Source organism: Halomonas binhaiensis, assembly GCF_008329985.2.
GTDB classification, from domain to species: Bacteria; Pseudomonadota; Gammaproteobacteria; order Pseudomonadales; family Halomonadaceae; genus Halomonas; species Halomonas binhaiensis.
Window position 1 is genome coordinate 2,332,044 of the sequence record NZ_CP038437.2, and the last position, 18,771, is coordinate 2,350,814.

Here is an 18,771-nt window from a genome sequence, read left to right on the forward strand (position 1 = left end):
ACTTCAATCTTGTGTCGATAACAGCTCGAATAGCTTAATTGGCACGAGGAATTCCATGCGCATTTGTCTGGTCAGCGAAACCTGGTCTCCTGATATCAACGGTGTCGCCCACACGTTGGGCAATATCAGTCGAGAACTGAGAGCTCGTGGCGTCACGCTGCAACTGGTTCGTCCACGACCAGCCGACCCGCAGGCTCCCAGAGCCGAAGGCATGGAAAACGAGCTACAGGTACGTGGGATGTCCGTGCCGGGCTACAAGGAAGTGCGTATTGGCTGGCCTGCGGCGGGCAAGATCCGTCAGTTATGGAAACAACAGCGACCAGATGCCGTTTATGTCGCAACCGAAGGCCCATTGGGTTGGTCTGCCCTGCGTGCAGCAGAACGCATGTCGATTCCCGTAGTCAGCGGGTGGCACACCAACTTCGACCACTATTGCCAGGATTACGGCGTTCCCTGGATGGCCCCCGTGGTTCGCAGCCGTCTGCGCCATTTCCACAACCGCTGTGCTGCCACCCTGGTGCCCACGCATCAGCAGGCCCAGGAACTGAGCGCCCTCGGTTTCGAGCGAGTCAACGTGATGGCACGCGGTATCGATGGTCAGAACTTCGATCCCACCAAGCGCAATCAAGCACTGCGAGACCATTGGGGAGCCGGCCCTCATCAACCTGTTGCCTTGTATGTGGGACGCCTGGCACCAGAGAAGAACCTGGACCTGTTGCGCGATACGTTTCTCGACATGCTGGAAGCCCGCCCGGACATGCGCCTGGTCATCGTTGGCGATGGCCCGGGACGTGCAGGCCTGGAAAAAGCCCTGCCAGATGCCATCTTCACGGGTTTCATCAGTGCCGAGGAACTGCCCTCACACTACGCCAGTGCCGATATCTTCATCTTCCCTTCACTGTCCGAGACCTGGGGCAACGTCGTGCTGGAAGCCATGGCCAGCGGCCTGGCTGTCGTTGCCTTCCGTCACGCAGCTGGTGCTGAGTTGATCAGTCATGACGAGGATGGACTCCAGCTGGCAGCAAACGACCCTGCCGGTTTTCGTCTCGCTGCTGCCGAACTGTGTCAACAGCAGGCGCGCTATGCACGTCTAGGACGTGCCGCAAGAGAACGTGCCTTGTCTTACCGCTGGCCGGCCATTGCCGAGACCTTCCTCAACACTCACCTTAGCGCACGGGAGTCCCACAATGAGATCTCGAACCCCGCAGGTGTTTGACCGACTCGACATGATCGAATGGCATCTCTGCCAGCGCATGGCTGGATGGAGTATTCATCAACCCTGGCTGATGACGTTGAAGTTGGCCAGCAAGGCAGGAGACTGGCCTCTCTGGGTCGCCTTGATTCTGGCGCAGCCCGCCATTCATGGCCGCGACATCGGCTTGCGTCTGATGCTCGAATATGCCCTGACCGCTCTGGCAGCCATTGCTGTCTACAAGCTGGTCAAGACGCGCTTGTGCCGCGAACGCCCCTTCATCACCTTTGGCGGCAGCATTACCTGCAGCGAACCTGCTCGCGACCGGTACAGCTTTCCCAGCGGCCATACCATGCACGCCGTCATGTTCTGTGCACTGGTAGCCACCCATGCCCCAACCCTGCTGCCGTGGCTCGCTCCCATTGCAATACTGATCGCCATTTCAAGAGTCGGCCTGGGATTGCACTACATCAGTGACGTTCTTGCAGGAGCTCTGCTGGGTTACGGTTTTGCCCAGCTCAACCTGGCGTTGTCGCCCGTACAGGAAGTCATCAGCATCACAGCCCCTTGATGGATTCACTGCATCTCCTTCCGATGCCGTGAAAGATGGTGATGAAATAAAAGAAGGTGGTGAAACAAGCGCCAGCATAATGGCAATGTCTGCTCGTACACACGCTGGTCAGGACATTGACGCGCAAGTATGCTCGGAGGATGCATAGCTCGATCCTGACATCACCTCCTCTGACATATATCGGCAACTTTCTTCCCTCCGAGGAAGCTGACGACTTGCTTGCGACGCTAAGTCACCAGCTCGATTGGCAGCGCCCTAGTCTCAGACTGTACGGCAAGGAACACCCCATTCCGCGCCAGCAGGTATGGATGGGTGATTGCCACTACCGTTATTCTGGACAGATGTTCGCTCCAGAGCCCTGGCACCCTCGCGTGGAACAGATTCGTCAACGGCTGGAACAACAGTTGGCGCCCTATCGTTTCAACAGTGTCCTGCTCAATCGCTACTGCGACGGTAGTGAACGCATGGGCTGGCATAGTGATAACGAACCAGAGCTGGGAAATACCCCCTGCATAGCTTCCATCAGCCTAGGAAGTTGCCGCCCACTTCGCTGGCGCTGGAAAGATCGTTCCGAGCCTTCTTTCAATACCTGGCTGGAACATGGCAGCCTGCTGGTGATGGGGCCAGGGGTTCAAGAACGCCTGGAGCATGCCCTGCTGCCCCGCAAGATCGCTGGACAAAGAATCAACCTGACGTTTCGCTGGATCGAGCGGTAAGCGGTAAGCGGTAAGCGGTAAGCGGTAAGCGGTAAGCGGTAAGCGGTAAGCGGTAAGCGGTAAGCCAGCAGTATCCTGTCATGGCCTGACCCCATGCAATACATGGCACCTCACGAGAAAGCCCCTGCAGTTCGATCACTGCAGGGGCTTTCACTTGGTGCCTGAGCTCATTGCTTAAAGCTTACGGCTTACAGCTCGTAGCTCGTAGCTCGTAGCTCGTAGCTCGTAGCTCACAAATTTAACCCCGATAATATCCCGGTGTGATCACTGGCATCTTCGTGACTAGCATCGGCAGGCGCTTGCCACGCACTTCAGCGTATACGGTGGTACCGATTTCCGCATGGGAGAGATTGACATAGCCCATCGCCACCGGCTTGCCCACCGAAGGACCGAAGCCACCTGATGTCACCTGTCCCAGACGCTCGCCATCGTCACTATAGAGCTCAGCACCTTCACGTACCGGGGCACGACCTTCGCCAAGCAGGCCGACCCGCTTGCGCTGCTGGCTCTTGCTGGCAATCTGCTTCAGTATCACATCGGCACCAGGGAAACCGCCTTCTCGTTCGCCACCATTCCGGCGGGACTTGCCGACAGCCCAGATCAAGCCAGCCTCTGCAGGGGTCGTCGTCGTATCGATGTCATGACCATACAGACACAGACCCGCTTCCAGACGCAACGAATCGCGCGCTCCCAGACCAATGGCCTCGACCTCTTCCTGCGCCAGCAGCAAGCGGGCCAGCGCTTCCGTCTGTTCTGCCGCGACAGAAATCTCGAAGCCATCCTCACCGGTATAGCCACTGCGGCTCACCCATACCGGGATGCCATCAATGTCAAAGCGCCCATGTTGCATGAACACCAGCTTGCATGCCTCGGGACACAGACGCTCCATCACTTCGGCAGTCTTCGGTCCCTGGATGGCCAACAGACCCCGCTCCACGACGTCAATATCGTGATGAGGCAAGCCTACCCGCAAATGCGCCTCATCCTGCTCACGGCAAGCAGCGTTGACCACCATATAGACATGATCACCAGCATTGACGACCATCAGGTCATCGAGAATACCGCCCTGATCATTGGTAAACAGACCATAGCGCTGCATACCCTCCGGCAGGTCTACCAGGTCGGCACATACCAGACGTTCCAGTGCGGCCAGAGGCTCCTCCCCACGAATCAGAACTTGCGCCATGTGCGAGACGTCGAACAGACCACAGGCAGTCCGGGTGTGTTCATGTTCCTTCTTGACCCCCAACGGATACTGCACAGGCATGTCATATCCCGCAAAGGGCACCATCCTGGCACCCAGTTCCTGGTGCAGGGCGTGAAGCGGAGTCGTCTTGAGGTCACTCATGGCGTTTTCACTCATCGATTATGGAGTACTGCCCCACTGGGCAACCTGGATTGCCCTGTGGAGTTTGCTCAGGATTTGTCGTGGTTGAGATCTTCGCCCGGCAGAACGTCCTTGCCGTCGAAGTAGTCCTTGGTCAGCTTGAAGACCACCGGCGACAACAGTGCCAGGGCAATCAGGTTGGGAATGGCCATCATGGCGTTGAAGGTATCGGCCATCAGCCAGATGAATCCCAGTTTGGCAACGGCACCCAGCGGCACGGCCAGCACGAACAGGACGCGATAGATCATGATCGAGCGTGTGCCGAAAAGGTACTGGAAACACTTCTCACCGTAGAAGGACCAGCCCAGAATCGTGGTGAAGGCAAAGACGGCCAGCGCAATGGCAACGATATACTGACCGGCACCAGACAGCGCATTGTCGAACGACAGCGCCGTCAGAGACGCGCCTTCCTCGCCCGTTAGCCACACCGGAGCGGTCAGGATGACCAGAGCGGTAATAGAGCAGACCATGATGGTATCGATGAAAGTACCGAGCATGGCAATCAGGCCCTGACGCACTGGATTCTTGGTCTGGGCTGCCGCGTGGGCGATAGGAGCACTACCCAAGCCTGCTTCGTTAGAAAAGATGCCGCGAGCTACACCGAAACGAATGGCGGCCATGACTGCAGCACCAGCAAAACCCCCAGCAGCGGCATGCGGGTTGAAGGCATAGGTGAAGATGCTAGCGAAAGCAGCACCAATGTGCTCAGCGTTGATGGCCAGAACCACCAGGCCTGCTGCGATATAGGCGATACCCATGATCGGGACCAGCTTACCGGCCACCTTGGCGATACGCTTGATCCCGCCAAGAATTACCGCACCAGAAAGCACCATCAGGACCACACCAGTGAGCCAATGGGGAATGCTGAAGCTCGATGCCAAGGCATCTGCCACAGAGTTGGACTGTACGGTGTTGCCGATGCCAAAGGCCGCGATGGCACCAAAGAAGGCGAACAGGCCGCCCAACCAGGCCCACTTCTGACCCAGGCCATTCTTGATGTAGAACATCGGACCACCGATGTGGTAACCGTTCTCGTCGGTCTCGCGATAGCGCACTGCCAGAACGGCTTCGGAGAACTTGGTCGCCATGCCTACCAGTGCTGTGATCCACATCCAGAACACAGCGCCTGGCCCCCCCAGGGCAATAGCGGTGGCCACACCTGCGATGTTACCGGTACCGATAGTGGCAGACAGAGCCGTCATCAGGGCATTGAACGGAGACACTTCCCCATCTTCTGCCTTCGCCCCAGCCTTCCCATCCCGGCCCGCCCACATCAGCTTGAAGCCCATGCCGAGCTTACGAATCGGCAACAGCTTCAAGCCCAATTGCAGATAGATACCAACCCCGAGCAACAGGATCAGCATCAACGGCCCCCAGACCACACCATTGATGGCGGTGAAGATATTAGTAAGTGTTTCCACGGAAGTCTCCCTTGTATCAGGACTTGTTGTTATGCACTGCCGAAGGAGCCTTGACCTTAACGGACGAAAGTACGGCGGAAGAGGCTCCTGATGGCAATATCGACAATGCGGACCCGCATACCATAGCGGATACTGCCGGGACCGCACAGATTCTCCGGTCCACGCTGTAAATCCGCACGCGCTTCTGCCTCAATTTCAAAACTCACGCCCGTGTTTTCCTATTGGAAACTTCGTGCACCATAGAGCCATCGCAACCACTTGGCAATGCTTCTTTACGCTTCTCTGAACAGCAATATAGTCCAGCGATACGGCCACCAGAAACATGCTTTCCCGGCCTGCCATAAGCCGGTATACCTCTATCTGCCTGGATTCTTTCGCTCGACACTGGACGAAGGCCGCGAGTCGTTCCACTCTTGTCCATTGAAGAAGGACGCCGGCAGCCACTTTCTGCGCTCTTTCTTCATATCCAGACTCGCCAAACGCCGAATTTGGCGTTAGCATGCGCGAAACCGGTAAACCTTTTTCGTATAGGAAATCGTGATGAGCTCAATTCCCGCCAATCTTCGCTACGTTGATAGCCATGAGTGGATCCAGGACAACGGTGACGGCACCGTGACCATTGGCATCACTGATCACGCACAGGAATCTCTCGGCGACGTGGTGTTCGTCGAACTCCCCGAAGTCGGTAGCAGCCTGAACAAAGGCGACGAGTTCGGCGTCATTGAATCCGTCAAGGCTGCGTCTGATCTCTATGCTCCGCTGGACGGAGAGGTCGTCGAAGTCAATGAAGGCCTGGAAGACGCACCGGAAACTGTCAACGATTCTCCCTATGGAGACGGCTGGATTCTCAAGCTTCGTATCGAAGACTCCAGCGCTCTCGACGAGCTGCTCGATGCGGATGCCTATCAGGCTGTTGTCGATGCCGAAGGCTGATTGCCGCCAGCCTTGAAAAACCTTTGCGGGAAAGGGCCGGCCGTCATACCTCTCCGGCCCTTCTCTTGTCGCTCCTCCAACCTTCACGCTACCAGGGTGTTCCATGGCTTTTGATAAACGCCGCTTGGCCGAACTGGCCGATCATGATGCCTTCATTCGACGTCACAATGGACCGCACGCGGCCGATAAGGCCGCCATGCTGTCGGCCTTGGATCTCGGTAACGTGGAAGCGTTGATCGACAAGACTGTTCCTGCAAACATTCGTCTCGGTCGCGAGCTGGATCTTGATCCTCCCAAGGCCGAGGCAGAAGCGCTCGACTATCTTTACCGACTGGCACGCCAGAACCGTGTCGCCAAGAGCTATATCGGCCAGGGTTACTACGACACTCACCTGCCTGCCGTCATCCAGCGCAATGTGCTGGAAAACCCGGGCTGGTACACCGCATATACACCTTATCAGCCGGAAATCTCCCAAGGTCGCCTGGAAGGCTTGCTCAACTTCCAGCAGATGGTCATGGACCTGACGGGTATGGAGCTGGCCAACGCTTCCCTTCTCGACGAGGCCACCGCCGCAGCTGAGGCCATGGCGCTTTGCCAGCGCGCCAACAAGAAGAGCAAGAGTAACGCCTTCTTTGTCGCCGATGATGTCTTCCCGCAGACGCTTGACGTCATACGCACCCGTGCCGATGGTTTCGGTTTCGACGTCATCACCGGTCCGGCCGATACCTTGGCCGATCACGATGTCTTCGGCGCTCTGATTCAGTATCCGGGCAACGATGGCAAGGTCCACGACATTGCCAGATTGCTGGAAACTGCCAAGGCCAAGGGCATCATGACCGCCGTGGCAACCGATCTGATGGCGCTGGTTCTGCTCAAGGAGCCTGGTGCACTGGGAGCCGATATCGTACTCGGTTCTTCCCAGCGCTTCGGCGTGCCCATGGGCTTCGGTGGCCCACATGCCGCCTTCTTTGCTACTACGGACAAGCTCAAGCGTTCCATTCCAGGGCGTATCATCGGGGTTTCCAAGGATGCACGCGGCAATACTGCCCTGCGCATGGCCATGCAGACCCGCGAGCAGCATATCCGCCGCGAGAAGGCCACTTCCAATATCTGTACCGCCCAGGCACTGCTGGCCAACATCGCTGGCTTCTATGCGGTCTACCATGGCGCTGAAGGTCTGCGCACCATCGCCGGTCGTATTCATCGCCTGACCACCATCCTTGCTGAAGGGCTCAAGCAGAAAGGCGTACAACTCGCCAACGACAGCTGGTTCGATACTCTGCGTCTCACTGCTGTCGACGCTGGCAAGATTCACGGTCGGGCCATGACCCTCGAGCTCAATCTGCGTTACTTCGATAACGGTGATGTGGGCGTCAGCCTCGACGAAACCACTACCGCTCATGATCTCGACGCCCTGTTCGATGTGCTGCTGGGTGATGAACATGGGCTGGGAGTACGTGAGCTGGATGACGCAGTACTCGCTACCAAGGCTACCGGTGTTCCTGCAGGAAACGAGCGCGAAAGCGACTTCCTCGACCACCCGACCTTCAAGCGCTACCGCAGCGAAACGGAAATGCTGCGCTATCTCAAGCGCCTGGAAAACAAGGACCTGTCGCTGGCCAATGCCATGATCCCACTGGGTTCATGCACCATGAAGCTCAACGCGACGACTGAAATGATGCCGATCACCTGGCCGGAATTCGCGCGTATTCACCCCTTCGCGCCTTCCGATCAAGTTGCCGGATACCGTCAGATGATCGGCGAGCTGGCCGCGTTTCTGGTGGAAATCACTGGCTATGATCACATCTCCATGCAGCCAAACTCCGGTGCCCAGGGAGAATACGCCGGCCTGATGGCCATCCGTCGCTACCAGGCTGCCCAGGGACAAGGACACCGCAATGTGTGCCTGATTCCAAGCTCCGCCCATGGTACCAACCCGGCATCTGCCGCCATGTGCAGCATGAAAGTCGTCGTGGTTGAATGTGACGAAGCGGGCAACATCGATCTGACAGACCTGCGCAACAAGGCTGAGCAGCATGCCAACGACCTTTCCGCCATCATGCTGACCTACCCTTCCACCCATGGAGTCTTCGAGGAAGGGGTGCGCGAGGCTTGCGAGATCGTTCACTCCCACGGCGGCCAGGTGTATGTCGATGGCGCCAATATGAACGCTCAGGTCGGTATCGCCCGTCCTGGCGACTTTGGCGGTGATGTTTCCCACCTCAACCTGCACAAGACGTTCTGCATCCCGCATGGCGGCGGCGGTCCGGGCATGGGGCCGATTGGTGTCAAGGCCCACCTGGCGCCTTATGTCTCCAATCACGTGGTGACGCCGTTGGAAGGTGTTGAACCAGATTCCGGTGCGGTATCTGCTGCTGCCTTTGGCTCCGCCCTGATCCTGCCGATCTCCTGGGCGTACATCAAGATGATGGGCGCTCGCGGCCTGCGCGAAGCCACTGAACTGGCTATTCTGGGCGCCAATTACATTGCCAAGCGCCTGGAGCCTCATTACCCCGTGCTTTACAAGGGCTCCAACGGCACCGTGGCCCACGAATGCATCATCGATATCCGCCCGCTCAAGGCCGAGTCTGGCATCAGTGAAGAAGATATCGCCAAGCGCCTGATGGATTACGGCTTCCACGCGCCGACCATGTCCTTTCCCGTGCCGGGAACACTGATGATCGAGCCGACCGAATCTGAGTCGCTTTATGAGCTGGATCGTTTCTGTGATGCCATGATTGCCATCCGCAAGGAAGTAGCCAAAGTACAGAGCGGCGAGTGGCCTATTGAAGACAATCCTCTGGTCCATGCCCCTCATACCATGGCCGACCTGATGGATAGTGACTGGAACCGTGCCTATTCCCGGGAAACAGGGGCGTTCCCGTCAGAAGCAGTCAAGGCGGCCAAGTACTGGCCAGCAGTCAATCGCGTCGACAATGTACTGGGCGATCGTCAGTTGATCTGCACTTGCCCCAGCATTGACGAATACCGCGACTGATTGAACCTGCCTGCAGCGATGCGGCTAGCACGTTGAAACACGACACCCCGCCATGGCGGGGTGTCGTCGTCTTGCAGGCATCAACTTTAATGGCAACCTGACCGTGATGATATCCTGATCTTGGTATCTCCTGGTCTTGGTATCAACCCTCACTGACAGAATGGCCAAATCGCTCGAGGTATCGCTGTTCACAGAATGTCTCGAACAAACAGTGGTAACGGCTGGGTACGGTAACGCCACGGCGACTGATCAGATAGAACGTTTCCTCCACTGGCTGAGTCAGTGCGATTTCACGCACCTGACGCTGCCATGGCGACGTTTCCAGCACCATGCGCGATACCACGCTGAACCCTAACCCCCGTGCAACGGCATCCAGTACCAGGCCAACTTCATTGCTGAACCCTTGCTGTGGGAACAAGTTCATGCTGCGAAACTCTGCTGGAAAATTGGCACGTAACAAGATGCTCGCCTTGTCCAGACCATCGGAATAGTTGATGAACCCCAGACTGGCAAGATCCTGCAGTGTCGTCCCTGCGAAGTCAGCCGGCACAACCAGGCTGAGTGGCTCTTCATGCCAGGATGCACAATCGAGATCTGTGTGGCGCACGGCTTCGGAAACGATACCGATATCATGACGCCCGGCAAGGACGTCACTGATGATCTCGTGGTGAAATGCGAAATGGTAGGACACCGTCAGTCCGGGATTGAGCTGCTGCTGGCCAAGAATGAAGGGATACAACATAAGGCCGACACTTCCCGGTGAGGCGATACGGCATTCGCCGCTGTAGAGGCTGTCATCATCCAGGGAGTGACGGAACTGCTCGTGTTCGGCAAATAACCTGAGCGCATAGTCATAAGCCCTGCGCCCGGCCTCGGTCAGACCGATGCGCCGCCCATGACGTTCCAGCAGAGGCTTGCCCAGATATTGCTCGAGTTTACGCACATGTTGACTGACTCCAGGTTGGGTCATTTCGAGACGTTGCGCCGTCCGGGTAAAGCTTCCGGTCTCTACGAGAGTAATGAAGGTTCTGAAGTACTGGGCATTGAACATAGACAGGTCCAGGGCATCGAGCGTTCTTATCTTACCACTTTCCAGATGACTCCCCACCACAGCGCTGCTCACAAGGGTTCCACGTGATAGCATGGTGCCAGTAAAAAGCCTCTTCCATTGCTCACTCAGACAAGAGTCCACAACCATGCACGACCCCATCGCCGCCCGCGCCAACGCCATTCATGACGCCTTGATCGCCATGGAGAGAGAGGCCAGCGCCGAAGACCTGTTCCCGCTGGGTTATCTGATTCCGCAGATCCCCCTGGTGGTGGACCAACTCGACTACAGCCCCGAAGAGGTCGAGGGTGAAGAGTTCGATAGTGTTTTCCATGAATGGTTGAATAACACCTTTGCCCAGGACGGCATGAGCGATGCTGACCAAGCCGCTGTACGCCAGCTCTTCAACCAGGCCTGTGAACAGGCCAATCGAATCTGACAAGGAAGCTTCAGATGCCAGAGACCATTTCTGCCACGATTTCTCCCGAAGGCAGTCTCGAAATTCTCTCTCAACATGAGGTCAACCGGCTTCGCGACACCTCGCAAACCGGTCTCCATGAGCTGCTCAGACGATGTGCTCTGGCAGTGCTCAACAGTGGCAGCCCTATTGATGACGGCCTGGCACTTCTCGAGACATATCCGGACTTCGATATCGAGGTCCTGCAGCAGGACCGTGGCGTTCGTCTCAAGCTGGTCAATGCTCCGACTGACGCCTTTGTCGATGGCCGCATGATTCGCGGCATTCGCGAGCACCTGTCCTCGGTGCTGCGGGATATCGTCTACGTCTACAACGAAATCCAGACTCAAGCACGCTTCGACCTATCCACTGCAGAAGGCACCACCAACGCGGTTTTCCATATATTGCGCAAGGCAGGCACCTTGAAACCGGGGCTGGACCCCAGCCTTGTCGTGTGCTGGGGCGGTCACTCAATCTCGCGGGAGGAATACGAATACACCAAGGATGTGGGATACCATCTTGGCCTTCGCGATCTGGACATCTGCACGGGATGCGGGCCTGGCGCCATGAAAGGTCCCATGAAAGGGGCTAATGTCGCCCATGCCAAGCAGCGTCGTTACCCTGCCCGTTATCTGGGGGTTTCCGAACCAGGCATCATTGCGGCGGAGGCTCCCAACCCTATCGTCAATGAACTTGTGGTGATGCCGGATATCGAAAAGCGCCTCGAGGCTTTCGTGCGCTTGGGACATGGCATTATCGTCTTCCCTGGCGGCGTGGGGACAGCTGAAGAGATTCTCTATCTGCTCGGTATCCTGCTGCACCCAGACAATACCGACATGGCGCTTCCCGTCGTATTCTCCGGCCCTGCCAGCGCCAAGGAATACTTCCAGCGCATTGATGAATTCCTCGTCTATACCTTGGGCGAGTCGGTGCGCGACCTGTACACCATCGTAGTCGATGACCCGGTTCGCGTTGCTCGACTGATGCATGAGAAGATCGCAGAGGTCACTGAATACCGCCGTGCACGACAGGATGCCTTCCACTTCAACTGGCGCCTTACCATCGACCGCAACTTCCAGGAGCCTTTCGTCCCGACCCATGCCAATATGGCGAGCCTGGCTCTCAATCGCGACCTTCCCAAGCACGAGCTGGCAGCGAACCTGCGCCGCGCGTTTTCGGGTATCGTTGCCGGTAATGTCAAGGAACAGGGTATTCGGGCCATCGAAGCTCACGGCCCCTTCTGCCTGAGCGCCGAGCCTGATCTGATGGCCAGGCTGGATGACCTGCTAAGCTCCTTCGTGGCACAAGGACGAATGAAGCTGGCTGGCGAATACACGCCTTGCTATACACTGGGCTAGGATGCATCGAGCTCAAGGCTAAAATGAAGAACCCCTGCCAGATCTGGTAGGGGTTCTTCATATTCGACGCGCTCCGCCGGCGCTCGGCTGAGTACCACTCTGGACCATTACCGCCGTTTTCTGAGCAACAATGCAACAGCATGCAACAACAGCCCCGCCGTAGCCCCCTGGGACAAGGTCATCACACTAAGAACCGCACCTCCCGCAATCACCTTGTAGAGCATGACACCAGCGAGACCAACCACCATGCAACCTACAAGAGTCAGCAGCAGAGGTTTGAGGTGGGACCGCCCTTCTCCATCCAGCAACTTCCACTGCAACAGGCTCACCAATGCCAGAACGGCGATAACCACCCAGCCCAGAGTTTCCTGATTGGCGTGGCCTTCCTTGATATAACGCGGCAAGGTCAATGCCATCACCATCATCAGCCCCAGCATGATGCTGAGACGCACAGGACTGCCAATAGGCCGAGCGCTTTTATCCTTTGACATCACGCCACCTTCAGATTCTGGCTGGCAATCCAGGATTCGACCCAAGGCAAGGCAGCATCATCGGCCATGAAGGTTTCCATGGCATCGATTTCCAGGCGTTCGCCCAGACGCATGGCCCCTTGCTCCTGAAGCAATTCATCCAGGCGCCGCCCGGCACCACAGAATGTGTCGCCATAGGAGCTATCGCCCAGAGCAATCAGGCCATAACGCAGATTGGGCAACCCCGGACTCTTCTCCTGGAGCTCACGTACAAAAGGCACGATATTGCCCGGAAAATCTCCGCTGCCCGTGGTTGAAGTACAGAACAATGCCAGATCAGTATCTTCAACAATATCGACAAGTGTCGGTTGCTCAAGTACGGCGACTTCATAACCGGCATCTTCAAACAACGGCTTGACCTGCTCGGCAACATCAAGTGCACCGCCATACATGGTGCCAACAAGGATCTTGAGTGTAGGCATGCAATGCCCTTAATGACTGAGGGAACCTCTCATAAACTGCCTGCACAGGCCAATCACTGCGTGATGCGATGCATACGCCAGCCCGACCTCCCCTCACATAACCTATGCTCGGTTGACTCATGTTTCACGGTTCCTCGTTCCTTTCGAGGCCACCCTTTCAGGTGTTATCCGTTTCATTTCGAGTCTACGTTCGGGCCTTGTGCTTGCCCCTCTCGACGACTTATTGAGAAGTTCCTGAGATTGAACTTTAGTATTTCGCTCGGATTCTATCACGCAAGCGAGAACTCGCGTATTCGTGAGGAGATACACGTAATCCGGCATATACAAACGACATATACAAACGACAACGATAGAACGCACATGAACAATGGCACTGCCTCCATCATTGAAGAAGGAGACAGTACCCATCGATCACATGCATTCAGTCACACAAGGCCAATCGCCCCCGGAGACCTCCTGAAGATCACTCTTCCTCGTCGTCAGGATGCCCCACTTGACTCTTGAGTTTCTGCCCCGGTCGGAAAGTCACCACCCGCCGCGCGGAAATCGGAATCTCTTCGCCAGTCTTGGGGTTGCGTCCAGGACGCTCGCGCTTGTCTCGCAAGTCGAAGTTGCCGAAACCGGACAGCTTGACCTGTTCATTTTCGCGCAGGCAGGCACGGATTTCCTCGAAGAAAGCTTCCACCATGGACTTCGCTTCCCGCTTGGACAAACCGAGCTCCAAGTGCAGGCGCTCGGCCAGTTCTGCCTTGGTCAACGCTCCCATGTTTTCATCCTCATGGTGATGGTCGCGCCAACCGTCCGCTTTCCTGGCGGCATTCCGGCCCGCAGTGCTCAAGCACGCAGCTCCGCATTCAGTCGTTGCTGAGCTGTCGTTACGATGGCATCGACCAACTGATTGATTTCCTCGTCATTTAGCGTGCGCGAAGGATGTTGCCAGGTCAAGCCCAAAGCGACACTCTTATGCCCTTCGGTTACACCTTTACCCTGATATACATCGAAAAGGCCAACTTCAGTGAGCCATTCACCGGCTTCACCTCGCACGACATCACGCAGCGCTTCGATCGGCAGCGTTTCATCAATCACGAATGCCAGGTCTCGACGTACCTCAGGGAAACGTGACAATGGCTTAAAGGCCGGGATATGTCCTTGGCTCAGCGCATCCAGGCGCACCTCGAAGAGCATAGCGTCGGCCTTGAGACCCAGGGCCGCCTTGACCGCTGGGTGCAAGGTCCCGATCCATCCAGCTTCCTCGCCACAATGCAGAATACGTGCGCACTGGCCCGGATGCAGCGCCGGGTGTGAGCCAGGTTCAAAGCGCCAGGATTCCATATCTCCCGCCACTTCCAGCAGGCTTTCCAGATCGCCCTTGAGGTCAAAGAAGTCGACCTTGTCACGCCCCCCGCTCCAACCTTCGGGATAACGAGCACCACATACCAGAGCACCGAACATCGGCAACTGCTCGAGACTATCCAGCTCTCCCCGGAACACCAAGCCACTTTCAAACAGGCGAACGCGGGTCTGCTGGCGATTGAGGTTGTGCTCCAGTGCGCGCACCAGGCCCGGGAACAGACTGGCTCGCATCACCGACAGATCAGCCGAAATCGGGTTGGCCAATACCGGGGAGACGGCATCAGGCAGCAATGTACGCTGCAGCTCAGGAGCAACGAAACTGTAGGTGATCGCTTCCTGATACCCTCGGGCCACCATATGGCGACGCAAGCGAGACAACGGGCTTCTGCTTTCACCGTCGGCCTTGAGTGCCATGCGCATGGCAGGACGACGCACCGGCAGCTTGTTGTAGCCGTGAATACGCGCCACTTCCTCGATCAGGTCTTCTTCAATGGAAATGTCGAATCGCCAGCTCGGCACCTTGACCGTCCAGCCGTCCTCGATCGATTCCACTGCCATACCCAGACGCTCAAGGATTTCGGCGACCTCAGCGGCATCAAGCTGCTTGCTCAAGGCACTTGCCAGGCGCCCTGCGCGCAAGGTTACCTCGCGCGGTGCGGGCAAATGGACGTCACTGACCGCCTCATTGAGCGGCCCAGGCTGACCACCACAAATCGACAGCAGGAGTTCCGTGGCACGCTCTATGGCGGCATGCGTCAGCTCAGGGTCAACCCCTCTTTCGAATCGATGAGAGGCATCGGTGTGCAGACCATAGTTACGCGCCTGGCCAGCTACTGCCAATGGAGTGAAATAGGCCCCTTCCAGGAAGATATCGCGAGTCTCCGCGGAAACACCGGAATGCTCACCCCCCATGATGCCGGCCAAGGCCAAGGGGCCATTCTCATCGGCGATCACCAGGGTTGTCGGCTTCAGCTTGACGGTCTGGCCATCCAGCAGTACCAGCTCCTCTCCCTGGCGCGCCAGACGCACGATGACAGCACCATGCAAGTTGCTGCGGTCAAAGGCATGCAATGGCTGCCCCAGCTCGAGCATCACGTAGTTGGTGACGTCTACGACAGGATCGATACTACGCACTCCGCTACGACGCAGGCGCTCCACCATCCAGGTCGGCGTCTCAGCCGCAACATTGACGTTCTTGATCAGGCGCCCGATATAGCGCGGGCAGCGCTCGAAGTCCTCGACGCGCACCTCGAAGAGTTCGTCGTGAACAGCTGGTACTTCAACCGCCTTGGGGGGCGTCAAGGGCAAACGGTTGAGCACCCCGACTTCACGCGCCATCCCCTTGACGCTGAGGCAATCACCACGGTTCGGTGTCAGGTCCACCTCAATGGTGTGGTCATCCAGGTCCAGGTATTCGCGAATATCCGTACCCACCGGAGCATCATCTGGCAACACCAGGATGCCCTCAGACTTACCTTCTTCCAGCCCGATTTCCGAGGCAGAGCAGATCATGCCACGGGATTCGACACCGCGCAGCTTGGCCTTCTTGATCTTGAAATCACCTGGTAATACAGCACCTACCTGGGCAAAGGGAATTCGCTGGCCAACAGCCACATTGGGCGCTCCGCAAACCACCTGAACGCGCTCGCCACTGCCATCTTCAACCTGGCATACATTGAGCTTGTCTGCGTCCGGATGCTGGGACTTCTCGACCACTTCGGCAACCACGATCCCGGTGAATGCCTGGGCCACAGGCTCAACCGCATCGACTTCAAGACCAGCCATGGTGATCTGGTCAGCGATACCCTGGGTAGACAGCTGCGGAGAAACCCATTCACGCAGCCACTGTTCGGAAACTTTCATCTCGACTCCTTAATCCTGTTCTCGTACTCAGCGTTCGGCGTATCAGTGGAACTGACGCAGGAATCGCAGATCGTTGTCGAAGAACAGGCGCAGGTCGTTCACGCCGTATCGCAGCATGGCCAGACGCTCAGCCCCCATACCGAAGGCAAAGCCTGTGTATTTCTCGGCATCGATACCGCCATGGCGGAACACTTCCGGGTGGACCATGCCACACCCCATGACCTCGAGCCAGCCCGTGTGAGAACACACCCGGCAGCCATCACCAGAGCACATCACACATTCAATATCGACCTCAGCCGATGGCTCGGTGAACGGGAAGTAAGACGGACGGAAACGCACCGACAGATCATCGCGCTCAAAGAAGGCATGCAGGAAATCCTCAATGGTCCCCTTGAGATCAGCAAAGCTGATGCCCTCGTCAATGAGCAGCCCTTCCACCTGGTGGAACATGGGGGTATGGGTCAGATCCGAGTCACTGCGATAGACCCGCCCCGGGCAGACGATGCGGATCGGAGGTTCGCCATCTTTCATCGTACGCACCTGTACCGGCGAGGTATGCGTACGCAACAGACGAGTGGCATCGAAATAAAAGGTATCAGCCATCCCCCGTGCTGGGTGATGGGAAGGAATATTGAGTGCCTCGAAGTTATGGTAATCATCTTCGAGTTCCGGCCCTACAGCCACATCATAGCCAATGCGAGCGAAGAGCGATTCGATACGCTCCAGAGTACGAGTCACCGGGTGCAGGCCGCCGGTGGGCTGGCCTCGACCAGGCAAGGTGACGTCGACACGCTCTTCCGCCAGCCGGGCATCCAGTTCAGCCTTGGCCAATGCAGTGCGGCGACCTTCAAGCTCCGTGGCGAGCTCCTGCTTGGCCTGATTGATGCGCTCACCTGCAGCAGGGCGCTCCGCCGGAGGAAGCTTGCCAAGCCCCTTGAGCAGAGCAGTCAGCTCACCTTTCTTGCCCAGATAGCGCACTCGGATCTCGTCGAGCGCGGCCATGCCGTCGGCGGCCTGGATGGCCTCGCGAGCTTGTTGAACCAGTTCGGGAAGGTGGTCCATCCGTAGAGCTCCGATATCGTTGTCTTGCAATGGAAACAAAAAAACAGGGGAAGAGCGGCTGCTCTTCCCCTGGGCGATCATGGATGGATATCCCCGATGGCGGGAATATCATCCGCTAATCGGTCGCGCTTACTGGGCAGCCTTGGCCTTTTCCACGATAGCAGCAAAAGCCGCTTTCTCGTGAACAGCCAGGTCGGCCAGGACCTTACGGTCGATTTCGATACCCGCCTTCTTCAAGCCACCGACGAAACGGCTGTAGGACATACCGTTCAGACGGGCACCTGCGTTGATCCGCTGGATCCACAGGGCACGGAACTGGCGCTTGCGCTGGCGGCGGTCACGATAGGCATACTGACCGGCTTTGATGACGGCCTGCTTGGCGACGCGGAATACGCGTGAACGGGCACCGTAGTAACCCTTGGCCTGCTTCAAGATCTTCTTGTGACGACGACGGGCGACGACACCACGCTTGACACGAGTCATAGCACTCTCCTGACGTTAAATGAGTTTCACCAAGGATTAGATGTACGGCAACATGCGACGCACGAGAGCCTTGTCGGCATCGTGAATCTGCTGCATGCCACGCAGCTGACGCTTACGCTTGGTGGACTTCTTGGTCAGAATATGGCTACGGAAGGACTGCTTGTGCTTGAAGCCGTTGGCAGTCTTCTTGAAGCGCTTGGCAGCACCGCTATTACTTTTGATCTTCGGCATGAGGATGAACTCCGCTCGAGTTTTTTAGAAAATCCGGGGCCAATCGGCGATAGCGCCATAAGCAGCGCTATCGTCGATCCGTTTGACGGGCCGTCGGATCACTTCTTCTTGGGGGCAATGATCATGATCATCTGGCGCCCTTCCATCTTGGGGAAGGACTCCACGGTCCCGATGTCCTCGAGATCCGCGGCGATACGTTCCATCAGCTTGCGGCCGAGGTCCTGATGCGCCATTTCACGCCCACGGAAACGCAGGGTGACCTTGCCCTTGTCGCCACCTTCGAGGAAGCGAATCAGGTTTTTCAACTTGACCTGATAGTCTCCCTCGTCAGTGCCAGGACGGAATTTGACTTCCTTGACCTGGATTTGCTTCTGCTTCTTCTTTTGAGCCGCTTTCTGTTTCTTCTGCTCAAAGACGAACTTGCCGTAATCCATGATCTTGCAAACGATTGGATCGGCATTGGAAATCTGGACGAGATCCAACCCCTCGGCTTCGGCTCGCTCAAGGGCCTCGCTAGTATCAACGATGCCCAACTGTTCGCCGTCGGCCGCGATCAGGCGAACCTGATCCTCGGTGATGCGCTCGTTCATTGGCGGACGCTTGTCCTGAGGGCGTCCTCTGGGGTTGCTGCGCTTGATGGTTCCGTCTCCACTTTAGCCTTGGAAGATGTCGCACCGAAGAGCGATCGCATGATCACTCCTCGTCAGGAAATTACTGAACTCAATATACACTGAACTCGATATACA

At 57.1% G+C, this 18,771-nt stretch carries 18 protein-coding genes; 7 read left to right on the forward strand and 11 right to left on the reverse strand.

Annotated elements, in window-relative coordinates; translation table 11 throughout:
* Positions 1 to 55: 55 nt before the first annotated feature.
* The 3 genes from E4T21_RS10270 to E4T21_RS10280 all read left to right on the forward strand — a co-directional run bounded on the left by E4T21_RS10270 (position 56) and on the right by E4T21_RS10280 (position 2,479).
* Entirely contained in the window at positions 56 to 1,216 is a 1,161-nt protein-coding gene (locus E4T21_RS10270; protein WP_149284904.1) for a glycosyltransferase family 4 protein, read from the forward strand.
* Positions 1,188 to 1,763, forward strand: coding sequence for a phosphatase PAP2 family protein (locus tag E4T21_RS10275; RefSeq protein ID WP_149284905.1), 576 nt, complete (start codon positions 1,188 to 1,190; stop codon positions 1,761 to 1,763). Before E4T21_RS10270 ends, E4T21_RS10275 begins: the two co-directional genes overlap by 29 nt.
* Before the next feature lie 140 nt (positions 1,764 to 1,903).
* Positions 1,904 to 2,479 (forward strand): alpha-ketoglutarate-dependent dioxygenase AlkB family protein, encoded by a 576-nt coding sequence (locus E4T21_RS10280; protein WP_149284906.1) that lies wholly within the window; start codon positions 1,904 to 1,906, stop codon positions 2,477 to 2,479.
* Between the two features lie 238 nt (positions 2,480 to 2,717).
* Here the strand turns inward: E4T21_RS10280 and gcvT are convergent, their stop codons facing one another.
* Complete coding sequence (gene gcvT, locus E4T21_RS10285; RefSeq protein WP_149284907.1) at positions 2,718 to 3,827, reverse strand: glycine cleavage system aminomethyltransferase GcvT; 1,110 nt, start codon at positions 3,825 to 3,827, stop codon at positions 2,718 to 2,720.
* A 68-nt stretch (positions 3,828 to 3,895) separates the two neighbouring features.
* Positions 3,896 to 5,287, reverse strand: a complete 1,392-nt coding sequence (locus E4T21_RS10290) for an alanine/glycine:cation symporter family protein (protein ID WP_149284908.1) — start codon at positions 5,285 to 5,287, stop codon at positions 3,896 to 3,898.
* Positions 5,288 to 5,827: 540 nt separating this feature from the next.
* Here E4T21_RS10290 and gcvH point away from each other — a divergent pair.
* Both gcvH and gcvP read left to right on the forward strand, forming a co-directional pair.
* Positions 5,828 to 6,220 carry a glycine cleavage system protein GcvH gene (gene gcvH / locus E4T21_RS10295; protein ID WP_149284909.1) on the forward strand — a complete coding sequence of 131 codons (393 nt, stop codon included), beginning with the start codon at positions 5,828 to 5,830 and terminating at the stop codon, positions 6,218 to 6,220.
* A 103-nt stretch (positions 6,221 to 6,323) separates the two neighbouring features.
* Positions 6,324 to 9,218, forward strand: coding sequence for an aminomethyl-transferring glycine dehydrogenase (gene gcvP, locus E4T21_RS10300; protein WP_149284910.1), 2,895 nt, complete (start codon positions 6,324 to 6,326; stop codon positions 9,216 to 9,218).
* Between the two features lie 142 nt (positions 9,219 to 9,360).
* Here the strand turns inward: gcvP and E4T21_RS10305 are convergent, their stop codons facing one another.
* A complete protein-coding gene (locus E4T21_RS10305; protein WP_149287140.1) occupies positions 9,361 to 10,269 on the reverse strand; it encodes a LysR family transcriptional regulator in 909 nt (302 codons plus the stop codon).
* Between the two features lie 145 nt (positions 10,270 to 10,414).
* Here E4T21_RS10305 and E4T21_RS10310 point away from each other — a divergent pair, with 145 nt between their 5' ends.
* Positions 10,415 to 10,705: a YfcL family protein gene (locus E4T21_RS10310; protein WP_149284911.1), complete on the forward strand. Its 291-nt coding sequence runs from the start codon at positions 10,415 to 10,417 to the stop codon at positions 10,703 to 10,705.
* A 14-nt stretch (positions 10,706 to 10,719) separates the two neighbouring features.
* Positions 10,720 to 12,081 (forward strand): nucleotide 5'-monophosphate nucleosidase PpnN, encoded by a 1,362-nt coding sequence (gene ppnN / locus E4T21_RS10315; protein WP_149284912.1) that lies wholly within the window; start codon positions 10,720 to 10,722, stop codon positions 12,079 to 12,081.
* Between the two features lie 107 nt (positions 12,082 to 12,188).
* On the opposite strand, the gene E4T21_RS10320 is transcribed toward ppnN, so the two are convergent.
* From E4T21_RS10320 to infC, 8 genes are all read right to left on the reverse strand, one after another.
* Entirely contained in the window at positions 12,189 to 12,572 is a 384-nt protein-coding gene (locus E4T21_RS10320; protein WP_149284913.1) for a hypothetical protein, read from the reverse strand.
* Positions 12,572 to 13,033 carry a flavodoxin gene (locus E4T21_RS10325; protein ID WP_149284914.1) on the reverse strand — a complete coding sequence of 154 codons (462 nt, stop codon included), beginning with the start codon at positions 13,031 to 13,033 and terminating at the stop codon, positions 12,572 to 12,574. The genes E4T21_RS10320 and E4T21_RS10325 overlap by 1 nt, the downstream gene beginning before the upstream one ends.
* A 463-nt stretch (positions 13,034 to 13,496) precedes the next feature.
* The gene (gene ihfA, locus E4T21_RS10330) at positions 13,497 to 13,799 is read right to left on the reverse strand and encodes an integration host factor subunit alpha (RefSeq protein WP_149287141.1); all 303 of its coding nucleotides are present in this window, start codon (positions 13,797 to 13,799) and stop codon (positions 13,497 to 13,499) included.
* A gap of 68 nt (positions 13,800 to 13,867) precedes the next feature.
* Positions 13,868 to 16,249, reverse strand: coding sequence for a phenylalanine--tRNA ligase subunit beta (gene pheT, locus E4T21_RS10335; protein WP_149284915.1), 2,382 nt, complete (start codon positions 16,247 to 16,249; stop codon positions 13,868 to 13,870).
* A gap of 42 nt (positions 16,250 to 16,291) precedes the next feature.
* Positions 16,292 to 17,311, reverse strand: coding sequence for a phenylalanine--tRNA ligase subunit alpha (gene pheS / locus E4T21_RS10340; protein WP_149284916.1), 1,020 nt, complete (start codon positions 17,309 to 17,311; stop codon positions 16,292 to 16,294).
* A 129-nt stretch (positions 17,312 to 17,440) separates the two neighbouring features.
* Complete coding sequence (gene rplT / locus E4T21_RS10345; protein ID WP_149284917.1) at positions 17,441 to 17,794, reverse strand: 50S ribosomal protein L20; 354 nt, start codon at positions 17,792 to 17,794, stop codon at positions 17,441 to 17,443.
* Between the two features lie 36 nt (positions 17,795 to 17,830).
* Positions 17,831 to 18,025 (reverse strand): 50S ribosomal protein L35, encoded by a 195-nt coding sequence (rpmI, locus tag E4T21_RS10350; protein WP_021817420.1) that lies wholly within the window; start codon positions 18,023 to 18,025, stop codon positions 17,831 to 17,833.
* 98 nt (positions 18,026 to 18,123) lie between these two features.
* On the reverse strand, positions 18,124 to 18,663 hold the full coding sequence (gene infC / locus E4T21_RS10355) for a translation initiation factor IF-3 (RefSeq protein ID WP_300309536.1): 540 nt from the start codon (positions 18,661 to 18,663) through the stop codon (positions 18,124 to 18,126).
* Between the last annotated feature and the right edge of the window lie 108 nt (positions 18,664 to 18,771).